Consider the following 20,515-nt stretch of genomic DNA (forward strand, 5'->3'; position numbering starts at 1 on the left):
CCGTGGCCGGTGCACGTTCATGCCGCCGGCCGTTCGGGGGGTTGGCGCTTCGCAGACCGCCCAACGGCGAGGTCTCCACGCCCTGTCACCGCCAGCCCGGCGGCGAGAATGTTCCTGGCCGCATCCACGTCAGCGTTGTCCTGGCGCCCGAAGGCGACGCATCGGAACACCGCTCGGCTCTCGCGGGACCCCCTAGCGACGTGCTTGCAGGCGTAGCAGGTCAGGGACGTGTACGCAGGGTCGACCCTGACCACGGCCGCGCCATGATATCTGGCGGCGTGAATCAGCGCGAGCAGGAGACCACCCCAACCCCCACTGAGGTCTGGGACGTACGCTTTCGCACTATAATGCGCCTCTTCCCGCTGCCTGCGCAGGCTTGACGGGCGAAACCTGGCGAGGAGAACCCCGGTTCCGCCCCACACTGTCGATCAGGTACGACGGTCCAGGGCGAGCACCACGATCGCCGGCAGGGCCAGCAGCAACAACACGACCAGCGCCAGCCGCAGCGCCAGGTCGTCGACGAAATTCCAGATCCCGCCCAACGCCGCCCCGGTGAGCAGCACGATCGCCGCCCGCTCGCCCCGGCTGTGCCGGGCCAACCGGCCGGTACGGCCCCGCCGCACGGTCGGCGTGAGCCTGCGTACGACCGCACGGCGCCGCTCCCGGCGGGCCACCCGGCGCCGCCGCACGGCGCGTTCGGCCTCCAGCTCGGCCTGGCGGGCCACCCGGCGGCGGGCCCGCTCCTTGCTCACCGAACCACTACCGTTCGCGACTGCGGGGCTCGCAAACCCGGCTCACTCCTCGCGCTCACAGTGTGGCGAGCCAGTTGCGCAGCAGCGCGGCACCGGTGTCCGCCGACTTCTCCGGGTGGAACTGGGCGGCCGACAGCGGTCCGCGCTCCACGGCCGCCACGAAGTCCGTGCCGTGGTGCGCGGTGGTGACCTTCGCGCCGACGGCGGCCAGCCCGGCCACGTCGTTCACCCCGTACGAGTGGACGAAGTAGAACCGGCTGGCCGCGGGCAGTCCGGCGAAGAGCACCGAGCCCTCAGCCGCGCGCACGGTGTTCCAGCCCATGTGCGGCAGCCGCTCGGCGGGCAGCTTCTTCACCCCGCCGGGCAGCAGCCCGAGGCCCTTGGTCGCCACGCCGTGCTCGTCACCGTGCTCGAAGAGCACCTGCATGCCGACGCAGATGCCGAGCACCGGCCGGCCGGCGGCGACCCGCTCGGCGACCACCGGGCCGGCGCCGAGCGCCTCGATCCCGGCCATGCACGCCGCGAACGCGCCCACCCCCGGCACGACCAGCCCCTCCGCCTCGGCGGCAGCGGCCAGGTCGTCGGTCACCGTGACGTCCGCGCCGGCCCGCTCCAGGGCGCGCTCGGCCGAGCGCAGGTTGCCCGAGCCGTAGTCGAGCACCACGATCCGCTTGCCCATCAGCCCTCCCCGGGTAGCAGCCAGAGCACCCCGCCGACGGTGGCCAGCGCGGCCAGCAGGCCGGTGATTACCACCGCGCCCCGCGAGGCGCCCTGCTTGTGCAACGACCAGGCCCCGCCGACCAGCACGCCGGCCAGGATCAACAGCACCGTCCCCATCAGAACCGTCCCTCATTCGCGACTGCGGTACTCCGCTGCGCTGCGTTCCTCGCGCTCATCAGAACCGTCCCTCATTCGCGACTGCGGTACTCCGCTGCGCTGCGTTCCGCGCGCTCATCAGAGCGCGCCCTTGGTGCTGGGGATCGCCCCGGCGTTGCGCGGGTCGATCGAGGTGGCCTCGCGCAGGGCGCGGGAGACCGCCTTGAACTGGGCCTCGACCACGTGGTGGGCGTCCGGGTGACCGCCGGGGCGGGCCGCCCGCAGCACGTCCACGTGCAGGGTGATCCGGGCCGCCTGGCCGAACGACTCCCAGATGTGCCGGGTCATGCTGGTCGGGTAGACCGGCCCGATGTACGGGGCGAGCGCCGGCTCGTCGTGCACCACGTACGGCCGGCCGGACAGGTCGACGGCGGCCCGGACCAGGACCTCGTCCATCGGGACGGTGGCCGAGCCGTACCGCCGGATGCCCGCCTTGTCCCCCAGCGCCTGGTCGAACGCGGCGCCCAGCGCGAGCGCGGTGTCCTCCATCGTGTGGTGGGCGTCGATCTCCAGGTCGCCCACCGTGCGCACGGTCAGATCGAAGCCGCCGTGCCGGGCGATCTGGTTCAGCATGTGGTCGTAGAAGCCGACGCCGGTGCCGATCTCGGCCTGGCCGGTGCCGTCGAGGTCGAGCTCGACGAGGACCTTTGTCTCCTTGGTGATCCGCTCCACCCGGGCGGTCCTGCTCATGCTGGGCAACCTTTCGTTCACGACTGCGGGCTCCGCTGCGCTGCGCTCCTCGCGCTCACAGGTTCTCCAGCGCACGGAGGAAGGCGTCGGTCTCGGCGGCGGTGCCGGCGGTGACCCGCAGCCAGCCGGGCAGGCCGACGTCGCGGACCAGCACGCCGTGCTCCAGCAGGGTGCGCCAGGCGGCGGCCTGGTCGCCGCCGGTGGCGAAGAGCACGAAGTTGGCGTCGCTGTCGGCGACCCGGTGGCCCCGGGCGCGCAGCTCGACGACGATCCGGTCGCGCTGCTCCATGATCGCAGCGACCGTGCCGAGCAGGGCGTCGCGGTGGGCCAGCGCCGCGCGGGCGGCGGCCTGGGTGAGCGCGGAGAGGTGGTACGGCAAGCGGACGAGCTGCACCGCCTGCACCACCGCCGGGTCGGCCGCCAGGTAGCCCAGCCGGCCGCCGGCGAAGCCGAACGCCTTGCTCATCGTCCGGGTCACCACCAGCCGCGGGTGGCCGGGCAGCACGGCCAGGGCGCTGACCGTGCCCGGCCGGGCGAACTCGGCGTACGCCTCGTCGACGACCACCATGCCCGGCGCCTCGGCCAGCACCGCGGCGACTACCGTCGGATCGAGCGCGGTGCCGGTCGGGTTGTTCGGCGAGCAGAGGAAGACCACGTCGGGGCGGTGCTCCCGCACCTGGGCCACCGCGTCGGCGGCGGTCAGCCCGAAGTCGGCGCCGCGCCGCGCCGGGATCCAGCCGGTGCCGGTGCCGAGCGCCAGCAGCGGGTGCATCGAGTACGCCGGGGCGAAGCCGAGCGCGGTGCGCCCCGGGCCGCCGAACGCCTGCAGCAGCTGCTGCTGGATCTCGTTGGAGCCGTTGGCCGCCCAGACCTGATCGACGGTGAGCCCGTGGCCCAGGTATTCCGCCAGGTCGGCGCGGAGCGCCACCGCGTCCCGGTCCGGGTAGCGGTTGAGGTCGCGCAGCTCCGCCGCGAGGGCCTTGCCGATCGCGTCCACCACCGGCTCGGGCACCGGGTGGGAGTTCTCGTTGGTGTTCAGCCGCACCGGCACGTCGAGCTGCGGTGCCCCGTACGGCTTCAGCCCGCGCAGGTCGTCGCGGATCGGCAGGTCGTCCAGGCTGGTCACGAGGACCCTCCGGGGAACCGGGCGCTGACCGCCTGGCCGTGCGCCGGCAGGTCCTCCACGGTCGCCAGGGTGACCACGTGCGGGGCGACGTCCCGCAGCGCCTCCTGGGTGTACTCCACCAGGTGCACCCCGCGCAGGAAGGACTGCACCGACAGCCCGGAGGAGTGCCGGGCACAGCCGCCCGTGGGCAGGACGTGGTTGGAGCCGGCGCAGTAGTCGCCGAGCGACACCGGCGACCAGGCGCCGACGAAGATCGCCCCGGCGTTGCGCACCCGCAGCGCCCACTCGCGGGCGTCGACGGTCTGGATCTCCAGGTGCTCCGCCGCGTACGCGTCGACCACCCGCAGTCCGGCCTCGAGGTCGTCGACCAGGACGACGCCGCTCTGCTCGCCGGTGAGCGCGGTGGTGACCCGTTCGACGTGCTTGGTGGCCGGGACCTGCCGGGCCAGCTCCCGCTCGACCGCGTCCGCGAGCGCGACCGACGGGGTGACCAGCACGCTGGCGGCGAGCGGGTCGTGCTCGGCCTGACTGATCAGGTCGGCGGCGACGTGCGCCGGGTCGGCGCTGTCGTCGGCCAGTACGGCGATCTCGGTCGGGCCGGCCTCGGCGTCGATGCCGACCACGCCGCGCAGCAGCCGCTTGGCGGCGGTGACCCAGATGTTGCCCGGGCCGGTGATCATGTCGACCGGCTCGCAGCGCTCCGCGCCGTCCGGGTCGACGGTCGAGCCGTACGCGAGCATCGCCACCGCCTGGGCGCCGCCGACGGCGTACACCTCGTCGACGCCGAGCAGCGCGCAGGCCGCGAGGACCCGCTGGTCGGGCAGGCCGCCGTTGTCCAGCTGCGGCGGGCTGACCACGACCAGCGAGCGGACCCCGGCCGTCTGGGCGGGCACCACGTTCATCACCACGGTCGACGGGTACATCGCCAGGCCACCCGGGACGTAGAGGCCGACCCGGTCGACGGGCACCCAGCGCTCGGTCACCGTGCCGCCGGGCACCACCTGGGTGGTGTGGTCGCTGCGCCGCTGGTCGGCGTGGACCTTGCGGGCCCGGGTGATCGACTCCAGCAGGGCGGCGCGGACCTGCGGGTCGAGGGTCCCCTCGGCCTCCTTGATCGCCTCGGCCGGCACCCGCAGGCGCTCCGGGGAGATGCCGTCGAACCGCTCGCTCGCCGCCCGGATCGCCGGGTAACCATGCTCCCCGACCGCCTCCACCAGCGGGCGGATCCGCTCGACGGCCACCGACACGTCGAGCTGGGCACGGGGCAGCAGGCGGCGCGGGTCACGAACCCCGCCGCGCAGGTCGATCCGATTCAACACCCTTGCGAGTCTAGGCGGCCGGTCCGGACCCGACCCGCGCCGCCCGAACGCCGGGACGGTGAGCCGGGACGGTGAGCCGGGACGGTGAGCCGGGACACGCCGACGGGCGCCGATCGGACTACGCTCGACGGGTGACCGTACGGCTGCCGGTGTTTCCGCTCGGAACGGTGCTCTTCCCGGGGCTGGTGCTGCCGCTGCACATCTTCGAGGAGCGCTACCGGGCGCTGGTGCGACACCTGGTCGGGCTGCCCGAGGGGGCGCCGCGCGAGTTCGGCGTGGTGGCGATCCAGTCCGGCTGGGAGGCCGCCCCGGCCGGGCCGCCCGGCCGGCCCGTCCCCGACGGGGACGTGACCCTGCACGAGGTGGGCTGCACCGCCGAGCTGCGGCAGGTCACCGAGCTGGCCGACGGCGGGTTCGACATCGTCACCGTCGGGCGCCGGCGGTTCCGGATCGCCGATGTCGACGCCGACGCCGAGCCCTACCTGACCGCCGAGGTGGAGTGGCTGCCCGAGCCGGCCGGGACGGACGAGGTCACCGACCTGCTCGCCGCCCGGGTGATCTCGGTCTTCCGGCAGTATCTCGGGCTGATCCGGCCGGACCCGCAGGACATCTCCGAGCAGCTGCCGGAGGACCCGACGGTGCTGTCGCACCTGGTCGCCGCCACGGCCGCGCTGACCGTCGCCGACCGCCAGCGCCTGCTGGCCATCGACGACACCGCCGGCCGGCTCCGCGCCGAGCTGCGGCTGCTCAGCCGCGAGGCGGCTCTGCTGCGCCAGGTCCGGGCGGTTCCGGTGCCGCTGAGCGAGCTGGCCGGTCCTCCGGCGCCGAACTGAGCCCCGCGCCAGCGGCCGGGCCGTCCTGCGGCCAGGCCCACTGAGGCTCGGGTTCCGGACGCAGCGACGGCCAGCGGGACCAGCCGGCCAGCAGGGTGTACGTCACGGCGGCGCCGAAGGCGGGCAGCAGCAGGTTGCCGTGCGGGACCGGCAGCACGCGGAGGAGCCAGTCCACGCCGCCGGCCCGCAGGTCGGCCGGCTTGGTGAAGGCCCGCCCGTCGGGCGCGGTGTCCAGCAGCCGCTGGTAGGTCGACAGGCCGATCCGCCGGCCGAGCGGCCAGGCCACCACCGCCGCGCCGAGGCCGCCCAGCGTGCCGGCGAGCAGTCCGGCCGGGCCGCGACGGCGGCGCAGCAGGAACCACAGGGCGATCGCGGCGAGCACGCCGAAGCCGAGCCCGAGCAGGCTGAACCAGCCGTCGGCGGCGATCGGCTGCTCCGGCTGGGGCGTGGCGTAGACCGCCCCCTCGGCGGTCTTCACCACCGGGATGTCCGGCGCGACGGCCGCCCAGAGCAGCCCGAGCGGGGCGCCCAGGACGGTGAGCAGGAGCGCGACGCCGAGGGTCACCCCGACGGTCCGGCGTACCCCGCGGGCGGGCCGGACGGTCACGGCGGGCCCGGCGACCGTCGCCGGGCGGTGCTCGGCCCCCGGACCGGCCCAGGCGAACGGGTCGGCCCCAGGCGCGCCGGCCGGGGTGCCGGCCGGCACCGGCAGGCCGGCGGGTGGGTCGACGGAACGCTGCTCGGCCTCGGGCTCGGCGCCGGCTCGGCCGGGCTCGTCCGGCCGGTGCGCGGCCCGCTCGGGATCAGGGGTGTGCGAACTCACCCGATGATCCTCTCAGGCGCCGGCCCGTCGTGGGGCGGTGGTGGCGGTCAGCGGGAGAACGGCTCCAGCATCACCGCGGCGGCCTTGAGCCAGGCCTGCCGGGTCTCCGGTTGGAGCTGGTCGTACTCGATGGACGAGCCGGTCTCGAGCGCCGGGTCGTACGGCACCACGGCGACCGCCCGGGTCCGGGTGGCGAAGTGCCGCTCCAGGTCGTCCTGGAGCGATGTACGGCCCGGCGTCGGACAGGAGATCAGGGTGACCGCGTTGTCGGCCAGCTCCCCCATCCCCACCTCGTGCAGCAGGTCGAGCATCCAGTCCGCGCTGAACGCGGCGTCCTCGCGCGGCACGGTGGTCACCACGAGCTGGTCGGCGGCCTGCATGACGGTACGCCAGTTCGGGCTCTCCACGTTGTTGCCGGTGTCCACGCAGACCACGTCGTGGGTGCGCCGCAGCAGCTCCAACACCCGCTTCACGGTGAACTGGTCCAGCCGCTGGGCGAACCGGGGGCTCTCCTCGCCGGCCAGCACGTCGTACGAGCCGTCGGAGGCGTGCCGCAGGTAGTCGTCGAGGTGTTCCAGCAGGATGGCGCCCTCCATGATCTCGATCTGAGCGAGATCCTGGATCAGGTGCCGGATGGTCCGGGCGTGTCGGGCGCTGCCGGCGCGCAGGCCGAGGGTGCCGCGCAGCTCGTTGTCGTCCCAGGCGAGCACCCCGCGACCGCGGACGCTGCCCACGGTGGCGGCGGCGAGCACGGTGGCGGTGGTCTTGTGCACCCCGCCCTTCGGATTGGCGAAGGCGAGCACCCGGGGGCTGCCCAGCTCGCGGCGGAGCACCCCGGCGGCCCGGTCCAGCTCGCTCTCCGGGGCCGGGGCCCGCCACTCGACGTGGGCCGCCTCGATCCGGGCCGGGTAGGAGTCGGCGACGGCCGGCGGCTGGTACGCGGCCGGCGCCGGTACGACCGGCTCCGGCGGCTGATGGGCCGGCTCCGGCCGGTAGCGGTCGTCGTCCAGCAGCGCGTACCGGGACTCGACCGGCGGGGGGTCGTGCCGGTAGCCGTTGTCCAGGACCGCGTACCGGGACTCGACGGAGGCCGATCCCCGGTGCGACCCGCGGTCGGGGTGGTCCGGCTCCGGCTCCGCCCGGTACGACGGGTCGGCCCGGTACGACGGGTCGGCCCGGTAGGCGGGCTCCGCGGCGGGACCGGGCTCCACCGGATAGGACCGCTCCGTGCCGTAGGGCGGCTCCGTGCCGGGGGCCGGCTCCGCCCGGTAGCGCGGCTCGGCCTGGTACCCGGGGTCCACGCGGTAGGCCGGCTCGACCCGGTAGGTCGCCTCGACGCGGTAGGCGGGCTCCGCGCCGTACGACAGCTCGGCGGGATGCCCGATCGCCGGCGCACGCCCCGACCAGCCGGTGCCCGGGCCCCGCCCGGCCAGCGGCTCGGGAGGCAGCGCCGCCAGCTCCTCGGCGCGGCGGTCGGCCTCGGCCTGCTCCGCGCCGCGGCCGCCGAGCCGGGCCCGGTCGAGCAGCGCCCGCCACCGCGGTGCCGGCTCACCCTGCCGACCCCAGCCGGTTTCGCTGCCGTCCAAGGTCGCCCTCCCCAGCCACACATCGATCTCCGCCTGACAGGCTACGAACGAAACCCTATGCGGACCACACCCATCCGCGCACATCCCCGGGTGGGGATGCTCACCGGTACCCCGTCGGCGCGCCGCCGCCGGCCGCGTCCGGGGAGGTGGGGACGGTGCCGGGCGGCGTTCCGCCCGGCGCCGGTCCGCCGACGCCGGGTGAGGAGGCAATCACCGTCGGTGCGGCTTCCGACGAATCGCCCACCGGAGGGGCCGGCCCGGCCGGCGTGGCGGCCAGCCCCGCGTCGGCCGGCGGCCGGGCCACGTCCCGTTGCTCGGGCAACGGCGGGGTGAAGACCGTGCGGTCCAGCCGGCTCACCTCGGGGGCCGGGTCGACGGCCCGCACCCCGGGCCGGGCGGCCAGGCCGCGCAGCGCGTCGGACGTGGCGCGGATCACCGCCGCGTACACGCAGGCGCAGCCCGACCGGTACGCCGCCGCCTCCTCGGCCGAGACCCGCGCGCCGGTCTCGTACCAGCGGCGCAGCTCGCCGTCGGCGGACGCGGCCGGGGCGACGACGCGCGCCCGGTAGTCGGCGGCCTCCCCGTCCTTGCGCGCCGCCACCTCGGCCATCCCGGCCACCACGTCCTGCGGTACGCGCAGCGCGGCGATCCGGACGATCTCGGTCTGCCGGCCGGGCAGCGGCACCCGGGCGACCACCGCGGAGACCGGCGCCCCGCCCAGCGTCGCCGCGACCCGCTGCGGGGTCAGGTACGCCGAGAAGGCGACCAGCGCGTAGGTGCCGCTCGTCGGTCCGGTGGCGTCGGTCAGCCGGGCCAGCTCCTCGGCCGCGGCGCGCAGGTACGCCGGGACCGGGTCGCCGGCCGCCACGCCGACCCGGGTGACCTCGCCGACCGTGCGGTCCCCCACCGGCTGGCGCCGCTCGGCCCGGGCGGCGGTGACCAGGACCGCCACCGCGCAGAGCAGCGCCACCCAGGTCAGCACCGCGGACCGCGACATCCCGCGGCGCGGGCGCGGCGGGAGGTCGGCGGGCACGGGGGATCCCCTCGTCGGGCGGTCGGTGGGTCGGGCGCGGGTCAGTCGCGCAGGACGTCCAGCGCGCGCGCCAGGTCGTCCGGGTAGTCGCTGACGAAGGTGACCTCGTCGCCCGTGCGCGGGTGCTGGAAGCTCAGCGAGCGGGCGTGCAGCCACTGCCGGCCCAGCCCGAGCCGGGCCGACAGGGTCGGGTCGGCCCCGTACGTGATGTCGCCGACGCACGGGTGGCGCAGGGTCGAGAAGTGCACCCGGATCTGGTGGGTGCGCCCCGTCTCCAGGCGCACGTCGAGCAGGCTCGCCGCCGGGAACGCCTCGAGGGTGTCGTAGTGGGTGATGCTCGGCTTGCCTCCACTGACCACCGCCCAGCGGTAGTCGTGGTGCGGGTGCCGGTCGATCGGCGCGTCGATGGTGCCGCGCAGCGGGTCCGGGTGGCCCTGCACCACGGCGTGGTAGCGCTTCTCCACCTCGCGGTACTTGAAGGCCCGCTTCAGCGCGGTGTACGCCTGCTCGCTCTTGGCCACCGCCATGATCCCGGTGGTGCCCACGTCGAGCCGGTGCACCACGCCCTGCCGCTCGGCGGCGCCGCTGGTGGAGATCCGGTGCCCGATCGCGGCCAACGCGCCGATCACGGTCGGGCCGGTCCAGCCGGGGCTGGGATGGGCGGCGACGCCGACCGGCTTGTCCACCACCACGATGTCGTCGTCGGCGTAAACCACGGTCAGGCCGGGCACGGCCTGCGGGACCACGGTCGGCGGGGCGATCGCGGCGGGCAGGGTCACCTCCAGCCAGGAGCCGGCCTTGACCTTGTGCGAGTTGGCCCGGACGGTGCCGTCGACCAGCGCGTCCCCGGCGTCGACCAGGGCCGCGGCGGCGGTCCGGGAGAGCCCGAAGAGCCGGGACACGGCCTGGTCCAGCCGCATGCCGTCGAGGCCGTCCGGCACGGGCAGGGAGCGCTGGTCGCCGCCGGCGGCAAAGGCCGAGGTCATGCCCGCTCCCGCTGCTCGCTGCCGGTGGCCGCCCCGGCGCCGGACTCCGCCGGCTCGCCGGCAGCGCGACGGCCGACGCGCCCGCCGTCGCGCTGCCGGCCGGTCAGTTCCAGCAGCACGGCCAGGATCACGCCGCAGACCAGGGAGCTGTCGGCCAGGTTGAACACCGGCCAGACCTGCCCGTACGGGTCGAAGAGGCTGATCATGTCGACGACGTGCCCGACGAAGTGGCCGGGCGCGCGGAAGATCCGGTCGGTGAGGTTGCCGAGCGCCCCGCCCAGCACCAGGCCGAGGGAGACCGCCCACGGCAGCGACCGCAGCCGCACCGCCATCCAGGCGATCCAGGCGATCACGCCGATGGTGATCAGCGGGAAGACCCAGGTGTGCCCGGCGCCGATGCTCCACGCCGCACCGCTGTTGCGGGTCAGGGTCAGGTAGACCGTGCCGCCGAGCAGCGACACCGGCCCGCGGCCGGTGAGCGCGGAGAGCGCGAGCTGCTTGGTGACCAGGTCGGCCAGGAGCGCGACCAGAGCGACGCCGAGGAGGACCCCGACCGCTCGACGTCGGGGCGTGCCGCCGCCCGACTCAGCGGTGCCGGCTCCGGCGGGCGGTGCTGCGGTCATCTGCTCCCCATCGACACTCTTGGCGGTGATCCCTCACGGTCTCACTCCGCCCCCCGGGAGCGGGCCTAGCGCCGCTCCTCCAGCTGCTTGCAGGTCACGCAGAGGGTGGCCGACGGGAAGGCGGCGAGGCGCTCCACCGGGATGGGGTTGCCGCACCGCTCGCACCAGCCGTAACCACCCTCGTCGAGCCGCTCCAGGGCCCGCTCGACCTGCGTGATCCGTTCCAGGATGCTGTTGGCGAGTGAGATCTCCTGCTCGCGCTCGAACGTCTTGGTGCCGGTGTCGGCCTGGTCGTCCCCGGCCGAGTCGGTCAGCCGGTCGCGCTGCAGCTCGGTGATCTCGCTCAGCGTCTGATCGTACTCGGCTCGCAACTCGTCGCGCCGGGCCGCCAGGGCCGCCCGGATCTTCTCGGTCTCCGCCGCGCTGCGGGTGGCCTTCGCCACCGGCTTGCGGCCGGCGGTCCTGGTATCGGCTGGCTTAGCCATCGTCAGCTCCCTCGGCCGCGCGGATGCGCGGCGGTCGGCGGTGCGGTGCCTGGGCAGGGGCCACCGGCGTGGGCGTCCCCGTGTACGAAACGGGCGCACGGCGACCAGGGCCGCGCACTCCGGAGGGTGGCAAGAATACGGAACGTACGGGCGTCCGACAACGTGCCGCACCGTTGCTCCGCGATTCAGCCCCGAACAGCCACCAATCAGGGCAAAAGGAACGCTAGCAGATTATTCGTCCCGGTCCTCGCCGTACTCGCCAAACCACCGGGCCAGCCGACCCCGGCGGCTGACCGCCCGCAGCCGCCGCTCCGCCTCGTCCCGTACCTCCGCCGTGGCGACGATGAGCAGGCTGTCGCCGACCTTGAGCCGGGTGTCCGGCCCGGGCACGAAGCCCACCCCGTCGCGCAGCACCAGGGTCACCGACGCGCCCACCGGCAGCCGCAGCTCGTCCACGTGCACGCCGCCGAGCCGGGACCCCGACGGCACCTCGAGCTGGAGCAGGTCCGCCCGCATCCGCTCCAGCGGGGCCGTATCGACCCGGATCTCGGCCGCCTCGGCCGGGGCGGTCACCCCGAGCCGGCGGGCCGCCGGGGCGAGGGTCCCGGCCTGCACCAGCGTGAAGATCACCACCAGCACGAAGACCGCGTCGAAGAGCCGGTCCGCCCCCGGAACCCGCTCGGAGAGCGGGATCGTGGCCAGCACGATCGGCACCGCGCCGCGCAGCCCGGCCCAGGACAGGAAGGCCTGCTCGCGCAGGCCGATCCGGAACGGCAGCGCGGAGACCGCCACCGACAGCGGCCGGGCGACCAGCACCAGGGCCAGACCGGCCACCACCGCGGGCAGCACCGCCGCGTCCAGCCGACTCGGCGCGACCAACAGGCCGAGCAGCACGAAGAGGCCGATCTGGGCCAGCCAGGCCAGCCCGTCGGCGAAGCCCAGGATGGCCTGGCGGTGCGGCAGCCGCGCGTTGCCGAGCAGCACCCCGGCGACGTACACGGCGAGGAAGCCGGAAGCGTGCAGCACCGCCCCGGCGGCGTACGCGAGCACGGTGAAGCCCACCACCGCGATCGGGTAGAGCCCCGCCGAGGGCAGCGCGGCCCGGCGCAGTGCCCACCGACCGGTGATCCCGGCCGCCACCCCGACCGCCGCGCCGACGCCCAGCTCGTACCCGACCAGGAGGATCTCGTACCACCAGGGGTGGGCGGCGGGGCCGGCCCGGGACAGCAGCACCACCAGGATCACCGCCGGGGCATCGTTCATGCCCGACTCGGCCTCCAGGGTGGCCACCAGCCGGGGCGGCAGGCGCAGCCGGCGCAGGGTGGCGAAGACGGCCGCCGCGTCGGTGGAGGAGAGCACCGCGCCGTAGAGCAGCGCCAGCCGCCAGTCCAGGCCGAGCAGCAGGTGCACCACCAGCCCGACGACCACGATGCTGACCACCACGCCGACCGTGGAGAGCGCGGCGGCCAGCCCGAGCACCGGCCGCACGGTGCTCCACCGGGCGCTCAGCCCGCCCTCCGCGATGATCACGATGAGGGCGCAGAACCCGAGCACCCGGGTCAGTTCGACGTCGTCGAAGCGGATACCCAGGCCCGCCTCGCCGATCGCCACCCCGAGCGCGAGATAGACCAGGAGACTGGGCACCCCGAGCCGGGTGGAGAACCGCACCGCGCCCACCGCCACCAGCAGGACGGCCGCGCCGAGCAGCAGGGCGAGGTCCAGCCCCGGGGTCATCCGCGGCCGGCCCGGGCGGCCCTCACTCGGCCGATCCGTCGCGCAGCCGGCGCAGCATCCCGGGCAGCTCCGACGACGGGCGATCGACCAGGAAGAGCTTGTCGCGGCTGGCCGCGCCGGTGCGCAGCGAGACCGCCGCCGCCCGGACGCCCAGGGCGTCCGCGAGTGCCCGGCGGGCCGCCTCGGTGGCCCGGCCGTCGACCGCCGGGGCGTTCACGGCGATCACCAGGGCCGGCCCGTGCGGACCGTCGAAGCGGCCGCCGACCCGGGCTCGGGAGGCACCGGGCTTCACCCGTACGGCGACGGTGAGCGTCTCGTCCATGGTCGTCCGCGCTCAGGCCGGACGCGCGTCGTCGAGCAGGACGAGGTCCGGCGCGCAGTACGCGCACGGCGTGAAGCCCAGCTCGACCGCCTCGGAGACGGGCAGCGGCTCGTCGTCGCGCCCGACCAGGTGCGGGCAGTCGGCCAGGTGGTAACGCGGACGGCAGTCGACCACGCGCACCTCCGCGTCGAGCCGGGCGACCCGCGCGGCCTCGTCCGGCGACCTCTGCTGGACCGGCGGCTCGTCCGGGAGCGGGCCGTCGCCGGCCGGCGAGGTCGGCGATGGCGAGTCGGGGAAGGGGCCGTCGACGCGCGACGGCACGGCGTCGAAGCCCGGGGGCGCGGCGTCGAAGCGCTGGTCCCGCTGCGTCGGCGGGGCGAACGGGTCGGCCACCGGCGGCTCGGGCGGTTGCCGCCACCCGGGCCCGCCGGAGCCGTCCGTCGAAGGAACGTGCTGGACCGGGATGTCCGGCTCCCTGGGCGGGGGGCCGTACCCGGTCGGGGAGCCGACCGGACCGGTCCGGGTGCGATCGCGCGGCCCGGTGCCCCGGTCCGTCGTCGCCCGGGTGGCGGTCGCCCTGCGGGCGCCCACGACGAGAGCGACGGCGGCCAGCAGGCTGGCCGCGATGGAGATGATCAGCAGCAGGCTGGACCCACCGGCCAACCCGGCCACCAGGAGCACCACGGCGACGAGGATGAGCGGGATGCTGGCGACGATCACGGCTCACCTCCCGCCGCGTAGGGTCGGTCTGCGAGCGGTCGGCGGCCGTCGCGGGGACGGCCGCCGACGGGATCAGCGGCCGGACTCGAGCGAGCCCGAGCGACCGCCACCGTACGGGCCGGCGAGGCCTGCGGCGGCGAGGCCGTTGCTGCCGCCACCGGAGCGATTGCCCTCGGTGCGGTTGACCTCGGCATCCAGGCCCTGGGCCCGGCCGTCGAGGTCCCGCAGCTGGCTCTCCAGGTACGCCTTGAGCCGCGTGCGGTACTCCCGCTCGAACTGCTTGAGCTCCTCGATGTGCTTCTGCAGGGCGGTCCGCTTGGCGTCCAGGCCACCCATGGCCTCCTGGTGCCGCTGGCGGGCGTCGCGCTCCAGCGCGTCGGCCTTGGCGCGGGCCTCGCGGGTGACCTCTTCGGCCTTGGAACGGGCCTCGGAGAGCAGCTGGTCGGCCTCGCGGCGGGCGTCCGACACGTGGTCGTCAGCGGTGCGCTGGGCCATCATCAGCACCCGCAGCGCCTGCTGCTCGCCGTCCGCGCCGGCGGCCGGGCCGCCCTGGGTGCGGACCTGCTCCAGCTCGGCCTGCATCGCCCGGGCCGCCTGCTCGGCGGCCGCCTTGTCGCGCTGCACCCGGTCCAGCTGGCCCTTGACGTCGTTGAGCTCCGCCGCGAGACGGGGGTCGCCGCCGGGGCCGGCGGGGGCGGGGCCACGGCCGCCGCGCTCCACCTGGGCGCGCAGCTCGTTGTTCTCCTCGATCAGACGGGCGAGCTCGCGCTCGACCTCGTCCAGGAAGGCGTCGACCTCCTCCTCGTCATACCCCCGCTTACCGATCGGTGGTTTTTTGAAGGCGACGTTGTGGACGTCGGCCGGGGTCAGCGGCATCGAAACTCCTCGGGTCAGTTGCGGCCGCGAAAGCGCGCGCTGGTCAGGAGAAGGTCCTGATCAGCGGATCTAACACAAACCTCATCAGCACGAACAGGATAACCAGGAGCACAAGAGAGGCCAGGTCGATGCTCACGCTACCAATTCGCAGTGGTGGGATCACACGCCTCAACGTCCGCAGAGGCGGATCAGTGACGCTCCACACCGATTCCAGTCCCGCCGAGGCTCTGCGTCCCGGTTGCCAGCGGCGACCGTACGCGAGAACGGCGCTGAGGACAAATCGGGCTAAGAGCACAAGCAGGAACAGGTAAACGAGCAGGTAGAGCACCTGGAACAGGATCGACAACACGGCAGGCGACGTCCCTCGGTCGGGCGGGCTAGCTCAGGCTGAAAAAGCCACCCTCAGCGATCTTGGCCTTGTCCTCCGCGGTGACCTGGACATTGGCCGGTGAGAGCAGGAACACCCGGTTGGTCACGCGCTCGATCGTACCGCGCAGCCCGAACGCCAACCCGGCGGCGAAGTCCACCAGCCGGCGGGCGTCCGCCTCGTCCATCTCGGTGAGGTTGATGATCACGGGCACGCCGTCCCGGAAGTGCTCGCCGATGGTGCGCGCCTCGCGGTAGGTGGTGGGGTGCAGTGTGGTGATCTGGTAGCGCTGCTCCTCCTCCGCCACCACGGCCCGCTCGCGGGACTGGACCTGCGGCGCTAGGGCGAGGTTGTCCCGGGTGTGGTAGGTCAGCGCACCGGACGTCTCCCCGGCCCCCGACCGGGTGATCGACCGGACGCTGGACCGCTCGACCCGCTCCGACCGCTCCGACCGCTCGCCGTCGGCGCGGTCGGCCTCCGCCGCCCGGCTCGCCGCACGCTCGGTCAGCCGGCCCCGATCGCCGCCCCGCCGCCGCGCCGGAGGCTCCTCCGACTCGTCGTCCTCCTCGTCGGCGAACTCCTCGGAGTAACGACTCGACCGGTAGCGCGAGTCGCGGTAGCCACCCTTGTCGTAGCCGCCGTCCTCGTACGCCCGCTCGTCGTCCTCTTCGACAAGACCGAGCCAGACCCCCGCCTTGCGCAGTGCACCCATCCCGCGCCCTTCCGTCCGCCGTGCGGCACGCACCCCCGTGCCGTGTCGCTTGATCACGAGTGGACAACGATGCCCACCGGACCGGATCGGCAATCCCGTGACGTGCGATTCGCGGTCCGCCCGCCATGCCCCTGACAACGGGACGCCGTTCCTAACAACACTGATGTAATTTGCTTCTTCGTGGTCAGGCTACCGCAGCGTGGGGCGCATTCCGAGCAACGCGCTGCCGACGCGGACATGTGTCGCGCCGTATCCGATCGCAGTTTCCAGATCCCCGCTCATCCCGGCCGACAGCATGGTCGCCGCCGGATGCCGCCGGCGGAACCACCCCGTCACCTCGGCCAGCCGGGCGAACGCCCGCTCCGGCTCCCAGCCCAGCGGCGCCACCGCCATCAACCCACCCAGCCGCAGCGCCCCCGCGCCGGCCACCGCCTCCGCCACCGGGCCGAGGCCGCGGTCCGGGTCGGCCGAGTCCGGCAGCGCCCCGCCCCGGGCCGGGTCCCCGTCGATGCTGACCTGGACCAGCACGTCCAGCGGCAGCTCCCGATCCCGGCCGGCCGCCGCCGCGGCGTCCAGCGCCCCGGCCAGCCGGACGCTGTCGACCGACTGCACGACGTCGGCGTACCGGACCACCGAACGGCACTTGTTGCGTTGCAACTGGCCGATGAAGTGCCAGCGCGGCGTCACTCCGGCCGCCGCCACCTCGGCGGCCTTGGCGGCCGCCTCCTGGTCACGGTTCTCCCCCACGTCGACGACGCCGAGCCCGGCGAGCGCCACCACGTCGCCGGCCGGGTAGGTCTTGGTCACCGCGATCATGGTGACCTCGGCGCGGTCCCGGCCGGCGGCGGCGCAGGCGTCGGCGATCCGGGCCCGCACCAGGGCGAGCCCGGCCGCGAGCTCGGCCCGACGATCCGGTCGTACCGTGGCTGGTGGCTCCGTCATCGGCGCGGCTCAGGAGCCGTTCTTGAGGAAGTCCGGCACGTCCACGTCGTCGAAGAGCACCCGGCGCGGCGGCTGCTGCGGCGCCGGCATGGTGGCCGGCGGCGCGACCGGCGTGCTGGGCTGCGACGGCTGGTTCTGGTTCGGCTTGCGGGTCGGCTCGGCCGCCTTGTACGAGGGCGTGCCCCCGTCGAAGCCCGCCGCGATCACGGTCACCCGGACCTCGTCACCCAGGGCGTCGTCGATGACCGCACCGAAGATGATGTTGGCGTCCGGGTGCGCCGCGTCGGTGACCAGCTGGGCCGCGTCGTTGATCTCGAACAGGCCCAGGTCGGAGCCGCCCGCGATGGAGAGCAGCACGCCGCGCGCGCCGTCCATGCTCTGCTCCAGCAGCGGGCTGGAGATGGCCGCCTCGGCCGCCTCGACCGCGCGGTTCTCGCCGCGGGCGCTACCGATGCCCATCAGCGCGCTGCCGGCGCCGCTCATCACGCTCTTGACGTCGGCGAAGTCCAGGTTGATCAGACCCGGGGTGGTGATCAGGTCGGTGATGCCCTGGACACCGGAGAGGAGCACCTGGTCGGCGGTCCGGAAGGCGTCCATCATGGAGATGTTGCGGTCGCCGAGCGCGAGCAGCCGATCGTTCGGAATGACTATCAGCGTGTCGCACTGGTTGCGCAGCTCGTCGATGCCGGACTCGGCCTGCACCTGGCGGCGCTTGCCCTCGAACGAGAACGGCCGGGTGACCACGCCGATGGTCAGCGCGCCGAGCTTGCGGGCGATGTTCGCCACCACCGGCGCGCCGCCGGTACCGGTGCCGCCGCCCTCGCCGCAGGTCACGAAGACCATGTCGGCGCCCTTGAGCACCTCCTCGATCTCGTCGCGGTGGTCCTCGGCGGCGTTCTTGCCGACGTCCGGGTTGGCCCCGGCGCCGAGGCCCCGGGTCAGCTCCCGGCCCACGTCGAGCTTGACGTCGGCGTCACTCATCAGCAGCGCCTGCGCGTCGGTGTTGATCGCGATGAACTCGACGCCCTTGAGCCCAACCTCGATCATCCGGTTGACGGCGTTGACGCCGCCACCCCCGATGCCGACGACCTTGATGACCGCCAGGTAGTTGTGCGGAGGTGTCATCTCCGGTCCTTTCCCTTCGAGATTGGCATGGGCCGACCCCACACGGCTTTGCCAGACCAGCGGTCGACGCAGTTTCCGGCGAGGCTGCGGGCCGAAACCCTCACCCTCTACTAGAGGCTTACAGTTATGTCAACCACTGATCCTCTTCGGGGCAACGTAAGCGCCTCCACGCCGAGAGCCAAGGACCCGCCCGGCGTGTCGCCGCCCATAGCGGGACGAGTCACGTCCCGCCGGCCGCCGGACACCCCCCGCCGACCGGCGGATCACTGGAAGGTGACCACGTCCGGCGCGCTCACGTCGATCGTGTCGGCCTGCCGACCCAGCAGCGCGGTCGCCACCCGCGACTTGTCGGCGCCCCGGGTGGCGTCCCCCCAGACCACCGTCCGGTCGGGCCGCAGCCGCAGCGTGATCCGGGCCAGCCCGGCCACGTCCACCGACACCAGCTGGGCCCGGAGCTGCGGGCTCAGCGCGGCGAGCACCGCCAGCCCCGCCCGGGTGCCCGGGTCGTCCGGCGCCGGCCTGCCGACCCGGACCAGCGGCAGCGCGTCCGGGGCCTCGGACACGGTCCGGAAGACCACGCCGGCGCGGTCGATCACGGCGAACTGCTCCCCCTGCGGGACCGCCGCCACCGCCGTCCGCTCCACCACCCGGATCACCAGCGCGCCCGGCCAGTCGCGGGACACCGATGCACGCTCCACCGGCGCCAGCGCACCGACCCGCCGGGCGGTCGCCGCCAGGTCCACCAGGGCGAGCGGCTGGTCGTCGGGGACCGCCGCCGCGTCCCGCACCTCGACCTGGGTGACCAGTTTCGCGCCGACCACCCGAACTTCGCGGACGCCGAACAGGCCGGTGCCCAGCACGGTCCAGGCGACCAGACCGGCGAGGGCGAGCACCCCGGCCGCGACCGCCCAGGGCAGGGCCGCCCGCATCCGGCGCTGCCGGGCCCGGGCCATGAACCGCCGGGTGGACGGCGGGACCGCGTCGGTGCCGGCCCGGACCAGCTGCCAACGCCGCGCCGGTCCGCGCCGGCCGGCGCCACCGTCCGGGCCGGGCGTCCGGCCGCGGGCCGGGCCGGGACTCATCCGGCAGTGGCGGCCGCGCCGTCCGTGTCGACGGCGGCGCCCACAGCCGTCGCGCCGCCGGCACGGGCCAGCAGCGCGTCGAGCAGCTGGTCGCCCATCAGCGAGATGGGCGGCGCGCCCATGGTGACCACGACGTCGCCCGGTCGGGCCCGGCGGGCCACCTCGGCCGGCGCCTCGTCCCACGAGTCGACGAAGACCTTCCGGTCCGCCGGCAGCGGCACCGCCTCGACCAGCGCGGCCGCGCCCTCGCCGGGCTGCCGCAGCTCACCCGGGCCGAAGACCTCCAGCAGCACCAACTCGTCGGCGATCCCCAGCGCCGCGGCGATCTCGGCCTGCAGGTCCCGGGTGCGGTACAGCCGGTACGGCTGGAAGACCACGATCAACCGGCCCTCGCCGGCCACCTCGCGCAACGTCTGCAGGGCCAGCGTCATCGAGGTCGGGTGGTACGCGTACTCGTCGTAGACCAGCACGCCGTCCGCGACGCCCTTGCGCTCGAAGCGCCGCCGGACGCCGGGGAACGCGCCCAGCGCGGCCTCCGCCGCTTCCACCGGCAGCCCCAGCAGGTACGCGGCGAGCACCGCGGATGCGCTGTTCAGCCCCATGTGCCGCCCCGGCACCGGCAGCCGGATCTCGCCCAGCGAACGGCCGTCGATCTCGGCGAGGAAGCGCACCCCCTGCGCCGAGGAGACCATCTCGCTCAGCCGCAGGTCGGCGTCGGGCGACTCGCCGTACGTGTACACCCGGCGCCCCCCGGCCCGCAGCGTCTCGGCCAGCCGCCGCCCGCCCGCGTCGTCGGCGCAGGTGATGATGAAGCCGTCCGGGTCGGTGAGCCGGGCGAACTCGGCGAACGTCGCCTCCAGGTTCGCCAGGTCGCCGTACGTGTTGAGGTGGTCCGCCTCGATGTTGGTGATGATCGAGACGTACGGGCGGTAGATCAGGAACGAGCGGTCGCTCTCGTCCGCCTCGACCACGAAGTACTCGCCGGTGCCGTGGTGGGCGCCGGAGCCCACCTCGGAGATCTCCCCGCCGATCACGAAGGACGGGTCGGTGCCGGCCTGCTGGAGCACCATGGTCACCATCGAGGTGGTGGTGGTCTTGCCGTGCGTGCCGGCGACCGCCACGGCCCGCCGGCCGGTCATCGCCGCCGCCAGGGCCTCGGAGCGGTGCAGCACCCGCAGGCCGCGCCGGCGCGCCTCGACCATCTCCAGGTGGTCCTGCGGGATCGCCGAGGAGTAGACCACGGTGTCCACGCCCTCGAGGTTGGACACCTCGTGGCTCATGTGGATCGTGCCGCCGAGCGCCCGCAGGCCGGTCAGGGACGGCCACTCCCGCAGCTCGCTGCCGGAGACCGGCAAACCCCGGGTGAGGAAGAGCCGGGCCAGGCCGGTCATGCCGACCCCGCCCACCCCGATCAGGTGAATCCGACCCAGGTCCTCCGCGGTCAGCGTGCCGGCGGGGGTGAACTGCGCGGTGTTCATGAGACGTACCTTCCCGTCGCGACGG

At 74.5% G+C, this 20,515-nt stretch carries 24 protein-coding genes; 1 reads left to right on the forward strand and 23 read right to left on the reverse strand.

The features are described from left to right. Window positions 1–17 precede the first annotated feature (17 nt). From SLP03_RS31470 to hisD, 7 genes are all read right to left on the reverse strand, one after another. Window positions 18–422 carry a zinc ribbon domain-containing protein gene (locus SLP03_RS31470; protein WP_413644146.1) on the reverse strand — a complete coding sequence of 135 codons (405 nt, stop codon included), beginning with the start codon at window positions 420–422 and terminating at the stop codon, window positions 18–20. 6 nt (window positions 423–428) lie between these two features. Beyond that, the gene (locus SLP03_RS01605; protein WP_319458670.1) at window positions 429–752 is read right to left on the reverse strand and encodes a hypothetical protein; all 324 of its coding nucleotides are present in this window, start codon (window positions 750–752) and stop codon (window positions 429–431) included. Between the two features lie 55 nt (window positions 753–807). Continuing rightward, window positions 808–1,431, reverse strand: coding sequence for an imidazole glycerol phosphate synthase subunit HisH (hisH, locus tag SLP03_RS01610; RefSeq protein ID WP_319458671.1), 624 nt, complete (start codon window positions 1,429–1,431; stop codon window positions 808–810). After that, window positions 1,431–1,589: a hypothetical protein gene (locus tag SLP03_RS01615; protein ID WP_319458672.1), complete on the reverse strand. Its 159-nt coding sequence runs from the start codon at window positions 1,587–1,589 to the stop codon at window positions 1,431–1,433. The genes hisH and SLP03_RS01615 overlap by 1 nt, the downstream gene beginning before the upstream one ends. Window positions 1,590–1,706: 117 nt before the next feature. Further along, on the reverse strand, window positions 1,707–2,318 hold the full coding sequence (gene hisB / locus SLP03_RS01620) for an imidazoleglycerol-phosphate dehydratase HisB (RefSeq protein ID WP_319458673.1): 612 nt from the start codon (window positions 2,316–2,318) through the stop codon (window positions 1,707–1,709). A 55-nt stretch (window positions 2,319–2,373) separates the two neighbouring features. Further along, on the reverse strand, window positions 2,374–3,444 hold the full coding sequence (locus SLP03_RS01625) for a histidinol-phosphate transaminase (protein WP_319458674.1): 1,071 nt from the start codon (window positions 3,442–3,444) through the stop codon (window positions 2,374–2,376). After that, entirely contained in the window at window positions 3,441–4,763 is a 1,323-nt protein-coding gene (hisD, locus tag SLP03_RS01630) for a histidinol dehydrogenase (RefSeq protein ID WP_319458675.1), read from the reverse strand. The genes SLP03_RS01625 and hisD overlap by 4 nt, the downstream gene beginning before the upstream one ends. Window positions 4,764–4,894: 131 nt before the next feature. Here hisD and SLP03_RS01635 point away from each other — a divergent pair, with 131 nt between their 5' ends. Then, on the forward strand, window positions 4,895–5,596 hold the full coding sequence (locus tag SLP03_RS01635; protein WP_319458676.1) for an LON peptidase substrate-binding domain-containing protein: 702 nt from the start codon (window positions 4,895–4,897) through the stop codon (window positions 5,594–5,596). On the opposite strand, the gene SLP03_RS01640 is transcribed toward SLP03_RS01635, so the two are convergent. From SLP03_RS01640 to murC, 16 genes are all read right to left on the reverse strand, one after another. Then, on the reverse strand, window positions 5,511–6,419 hold the full coding sequence (locus SLP03_RS01640) for a DUF2567 domain-containing protein (protein WP_413644150.1): 909 nt from the start codon (window positions 6,417–6,419) through the stop codon (window positions 5,511–5,513). The genes SLP03_RS01635 and SLP03_RS01640 overlap by 86 nt on opposite strands. Window positions 6,420–6,466: 47 nt before the next feature. Further along, window positions 6,467–8,005, reverse strand: a complete 1,539-nt coding sequence (locus SLP03_RS01645) for an AAA family ATPase (protein WP_319458677.1) — start codon at window positions 8,003–8,005, stop codon at window positions 6,467–6,469. A gap of 100 nt (window positions 8,006–8,105) precedes the next feature. Next, window positions 8,106–9,038 (reverse strand): hypothetical protein, encoded by a 933-nt coding sequence (locus tag SLP03_RS01650; RefSeq protein ID WP_319458678.1) that lies wholly within the window; start codon window positions 9,036–9,038, stop codon window positions 8,106–8,108. Window positions 9,039–9,079: 41 nt separating this feature from the next. Next, window positions 9,080–10,024: an RluA family pseudouridine synthase gene (locus SLP03_RS01655; protein ID WP_319458679.1), complete on the reverse strand. Its 945-nt coding sequence runs from the start codon at window positions 10,022–10,024 to the stop codon at window positions 9,080–9,082. Continuing rightward, window positions 10,021–10,647: a signal peptidase II gene (gene lspA, locus SLP03_RS01660; RefSeq protein WP_319458680.1), complete on the reverse strand. Its 627-nt coding sequence runs from the start codon at window positions 10,645–10,647 to the stop codon at window positions 10,021–10,023. Before lspA ends, SLP03_RS01655 begins: the two co-directional genes overlap by 4 nt. Before the next feature lie 65 nt (window positions 10,648–10,712). Beyond that, window positions 10,713–11,132 carry a TraR/DksA family transcriptional regulator gene (locus SLP03_RS01665; RefSeq protein WP_007463005.1) on the reverse strand — a complete coding sequence of 140 codons (420 nt, stop codon included), beginning with the start codon at window positions 11,130–11,132 and terminating at the stop codon, window positions 10,713–10,715. 231 nt (window positions 11,133–11,363) lie between these two features. Beyond that, window positions 11,364–12,866 (reverse strand): potassium/proton antiporter, encoded by a 1,503-nt coding sequence (locus tag SLP03_RS01670; protein ID WP_319458681.1) that lies wholly within the window; start codon window positions 12,864–12,866, stop codon window positions 11,364–11,366. Between the two features lie 22 nt (window positions 12,867–12,888). After that, entirely contained in the window at window positions 12,889–13,188 is a 300-nt protein-coding gene (locus tag SLP03_RS01675) for a DUF167 domain-containing protein (RefSeq protein ID WP_319458682.1), read from the reverse strand. Between the two features lie 12 nt (window positions 13,189–13,200). Further along, window positions 13,201–13,908: a hypothetical protein gene (locus SLP03_RS01680; RefSeq protein WP_319458683.1), complete on the reverse strand. Its 708-nt coding sequence runs from the start codon at window positions 13,906–13,908 to the stop codon at window positions 13,201–13,203. A 72-nt stretch (window positions 13,909–13,980) separates the two neighbouring features. After that, window positions 13,981–14,784 carry a DivIVA domain-containing protein gene (locus tag SLP03_RS01685; protein WP_319458684.1) on the reverse strand — a complete coding sequence of 268 codons (804 nt, stop codon included), beginning with the start codon at window positions 14,782–14,784 and terminating at the stop codon, window positions 13,981–13,983. Window positions 14,785–14,827: 43 nt separating this feature from the next. Beyond that, entirely contained in the window at window positions 14,828–15,133 is a 306-nt protein-coding gene (locus SLP03_RS01690; RefSeq protein ID WP_319458685.1) for a YggT family protein, read from the reverse strand. Between the two features lie 28 nt (window positions 15,134–15,161). Next, the gene (locus SLP03_RS01695) at window positions 15,162–15,863 is read right to left on the reverse strand and encodes a cell division protein SepF (protein ID WP_319458686.1); all 702 of its coding nucleotides are present in this window, start codon (window positions 15,861–15,863) and stop codon (window positions 15,162–15,164) included. 189 nt (window positions 15,864–16,052) lie between these two features. Next, window positions 16,053–16,805 carry a YggS family pyridoxal phosphate-dependent enzyme gene (locus SLP03_RS01700; RefSeq protein WP_319458687.1) on the reverse strand — a complete coding sequence of 251 codons (753 nt, stop codon included), beginning with the start codon at window positions 16,803–16,805 and terminating at the stop codon, window positions 16,053–16,055. Between the two features lie 9 nt (window positions 16,806–16,814). After that, a complete protein-coding gene (ftsZ, locus tag SLP03_RS01705; RefSeq protein ID WP_319458688.1) occupies window positions 16,815–17,930 on the reverse strand; it encodes a cell division protein FtsZ in 1,116 nt (371 codons plus the stop codon). Between the two features lie 263 nt (window positions 17,931–18,193). After that, window positions 18,194–19,012 carry a cell division protein FtsQ/DivIB gene (locus SLP03_RS01710; RefSeq protein WP_319458689.1) on the reverse strand — a complete coding sequence of 273 codons (819 nt, stop codon included), beginning with the start codon at window positions 19,010–19,012 and terminating at the stop codon, window positions 18,194–18,196. Then, window positions 19,009–20,490 (reverse strand): UDP-N-acetylmuramate--L-alanine ligase, encoded by a 1,482-nt coding sequence (gene murC / locus SLP03_RS01715; protein ID WP_319458690.1) that lies wholly within the window; start codon window positions 20,488–20,490, stop codon window positions 19,009–19,011. Before murC ends, SLP03_RS01710 begins: the two co-directional genes overlap by 4 nt. Window positions 20,491–20,515 lie beyond the last annotated feature (25 nt).

Source organism: Micromonospora sp. RTP1Z1 (genome assembly GCF_033804685.1).
Classification (GTDB): Bacteria; Actinomycetota; Actinomycetes; order Mycobacteriales; family Micromonosporaceae; genus Micromonospora.

Bases quoted from the DNA above. Each gene is read 5' to 3' on its own strand.
- SLP03_RS01675 (WP_319458682.1), bottom strand. From the start codon at position 13,188: ATGGACGAGACGCTCACCGTCGCCGTACGGGTGAAGCCCGGTGCCTCC.
- SLP03_RS01665 (WP_007463005.1), bottom strand. From the start codon at position 11,132: ATGGCTAAGCCAGCCGATACCAGGACCGCCGGCCGCAAGCCGGTGGCG.
- lspA (WP_319458680.1), bottom strand. From the start codon at position 10,647: ATGACCGCAGCACCGCCCGCCGGAGCCGGCACCGCTGAGTCGGGCGGC.
- SLP03_RS01710 (WP_319458689.1), bottom strand. From the start codon at position 19,012: ATGAGTCCCGGCCCGGCCCGCGGCCGGACGCCCGGCCCGGACGGTGGC.
- SLP03_RS01670 (WP_319458681.1), bottom strand. From the start codon at position 12,866: ATGACCCCGGGGCTGGACCTCGCCCTGCTGCTCGGCGCGGCCGTCCTG.
- ftsZ (WP_319458688.1), bottom strand. From the start codon at position 17,930: ATGACACCTCCGCACAACTACCTGGCGGTCATCAAGGTCGTCGGCATC.
- hisB (WP_319458673.1), bottom strand. From the start codon at position 2,318: ATGAGCAGGACCGCCCGGGTGGAGCGGATCACCAAGGAGACAAAGGTC.
- SLP03_RS01700 (WP_319458687.1), bottom strand. From the start codon at position 16,805: ATGACGGAGCCACCAGCCACGGTACGACCGGATCGTCGGGCCGAGCTC.
- SLP03_RS01615 (WP_319458672.1), bottom strand. From the start codon at position 1,589: ATGGGGACGGTGCTGTTGATCCTGGCCGGCGTGCTGGTCGGCGGGGCC.
- hisH (WP_319458671.1), bottom strand. From the start codon at position 1,431: ATGGGCAAGCGGATCGTGGTGCTCGACTACGGCTCGGGCAACCTGCGC.
- SLP03_RS01695 (WP_319458686.1), bottom strand. From the start codon at position 15,863: ATGGGTGCACTGCGCAAGGCGGGGGTCTGGCTCGGTCTTGTCGAAGAG.
- SLP03_RS01655 (WP_319458679.1), bottom strand. From the start codon at position 10,024: ATGACCTCGGCCTTTGCCGCCGGCGGCGACCAGCGCTCCCTGCCCGTG.
- murC (WP_319458690.1), bottom strand. From the start codon at position 20,490: ATGAACACCGCGCAGTTCACCCCCGCCGGCACGCTGACCGCGGAGGAC.
- SLP03_RS01685 (WP_319458684.1), bottom strand. From the start codon at position 14,784: ATGCCGCTGACCCCGGCCGACGTCCACAACGTCGCCTTCAAAAAACCA.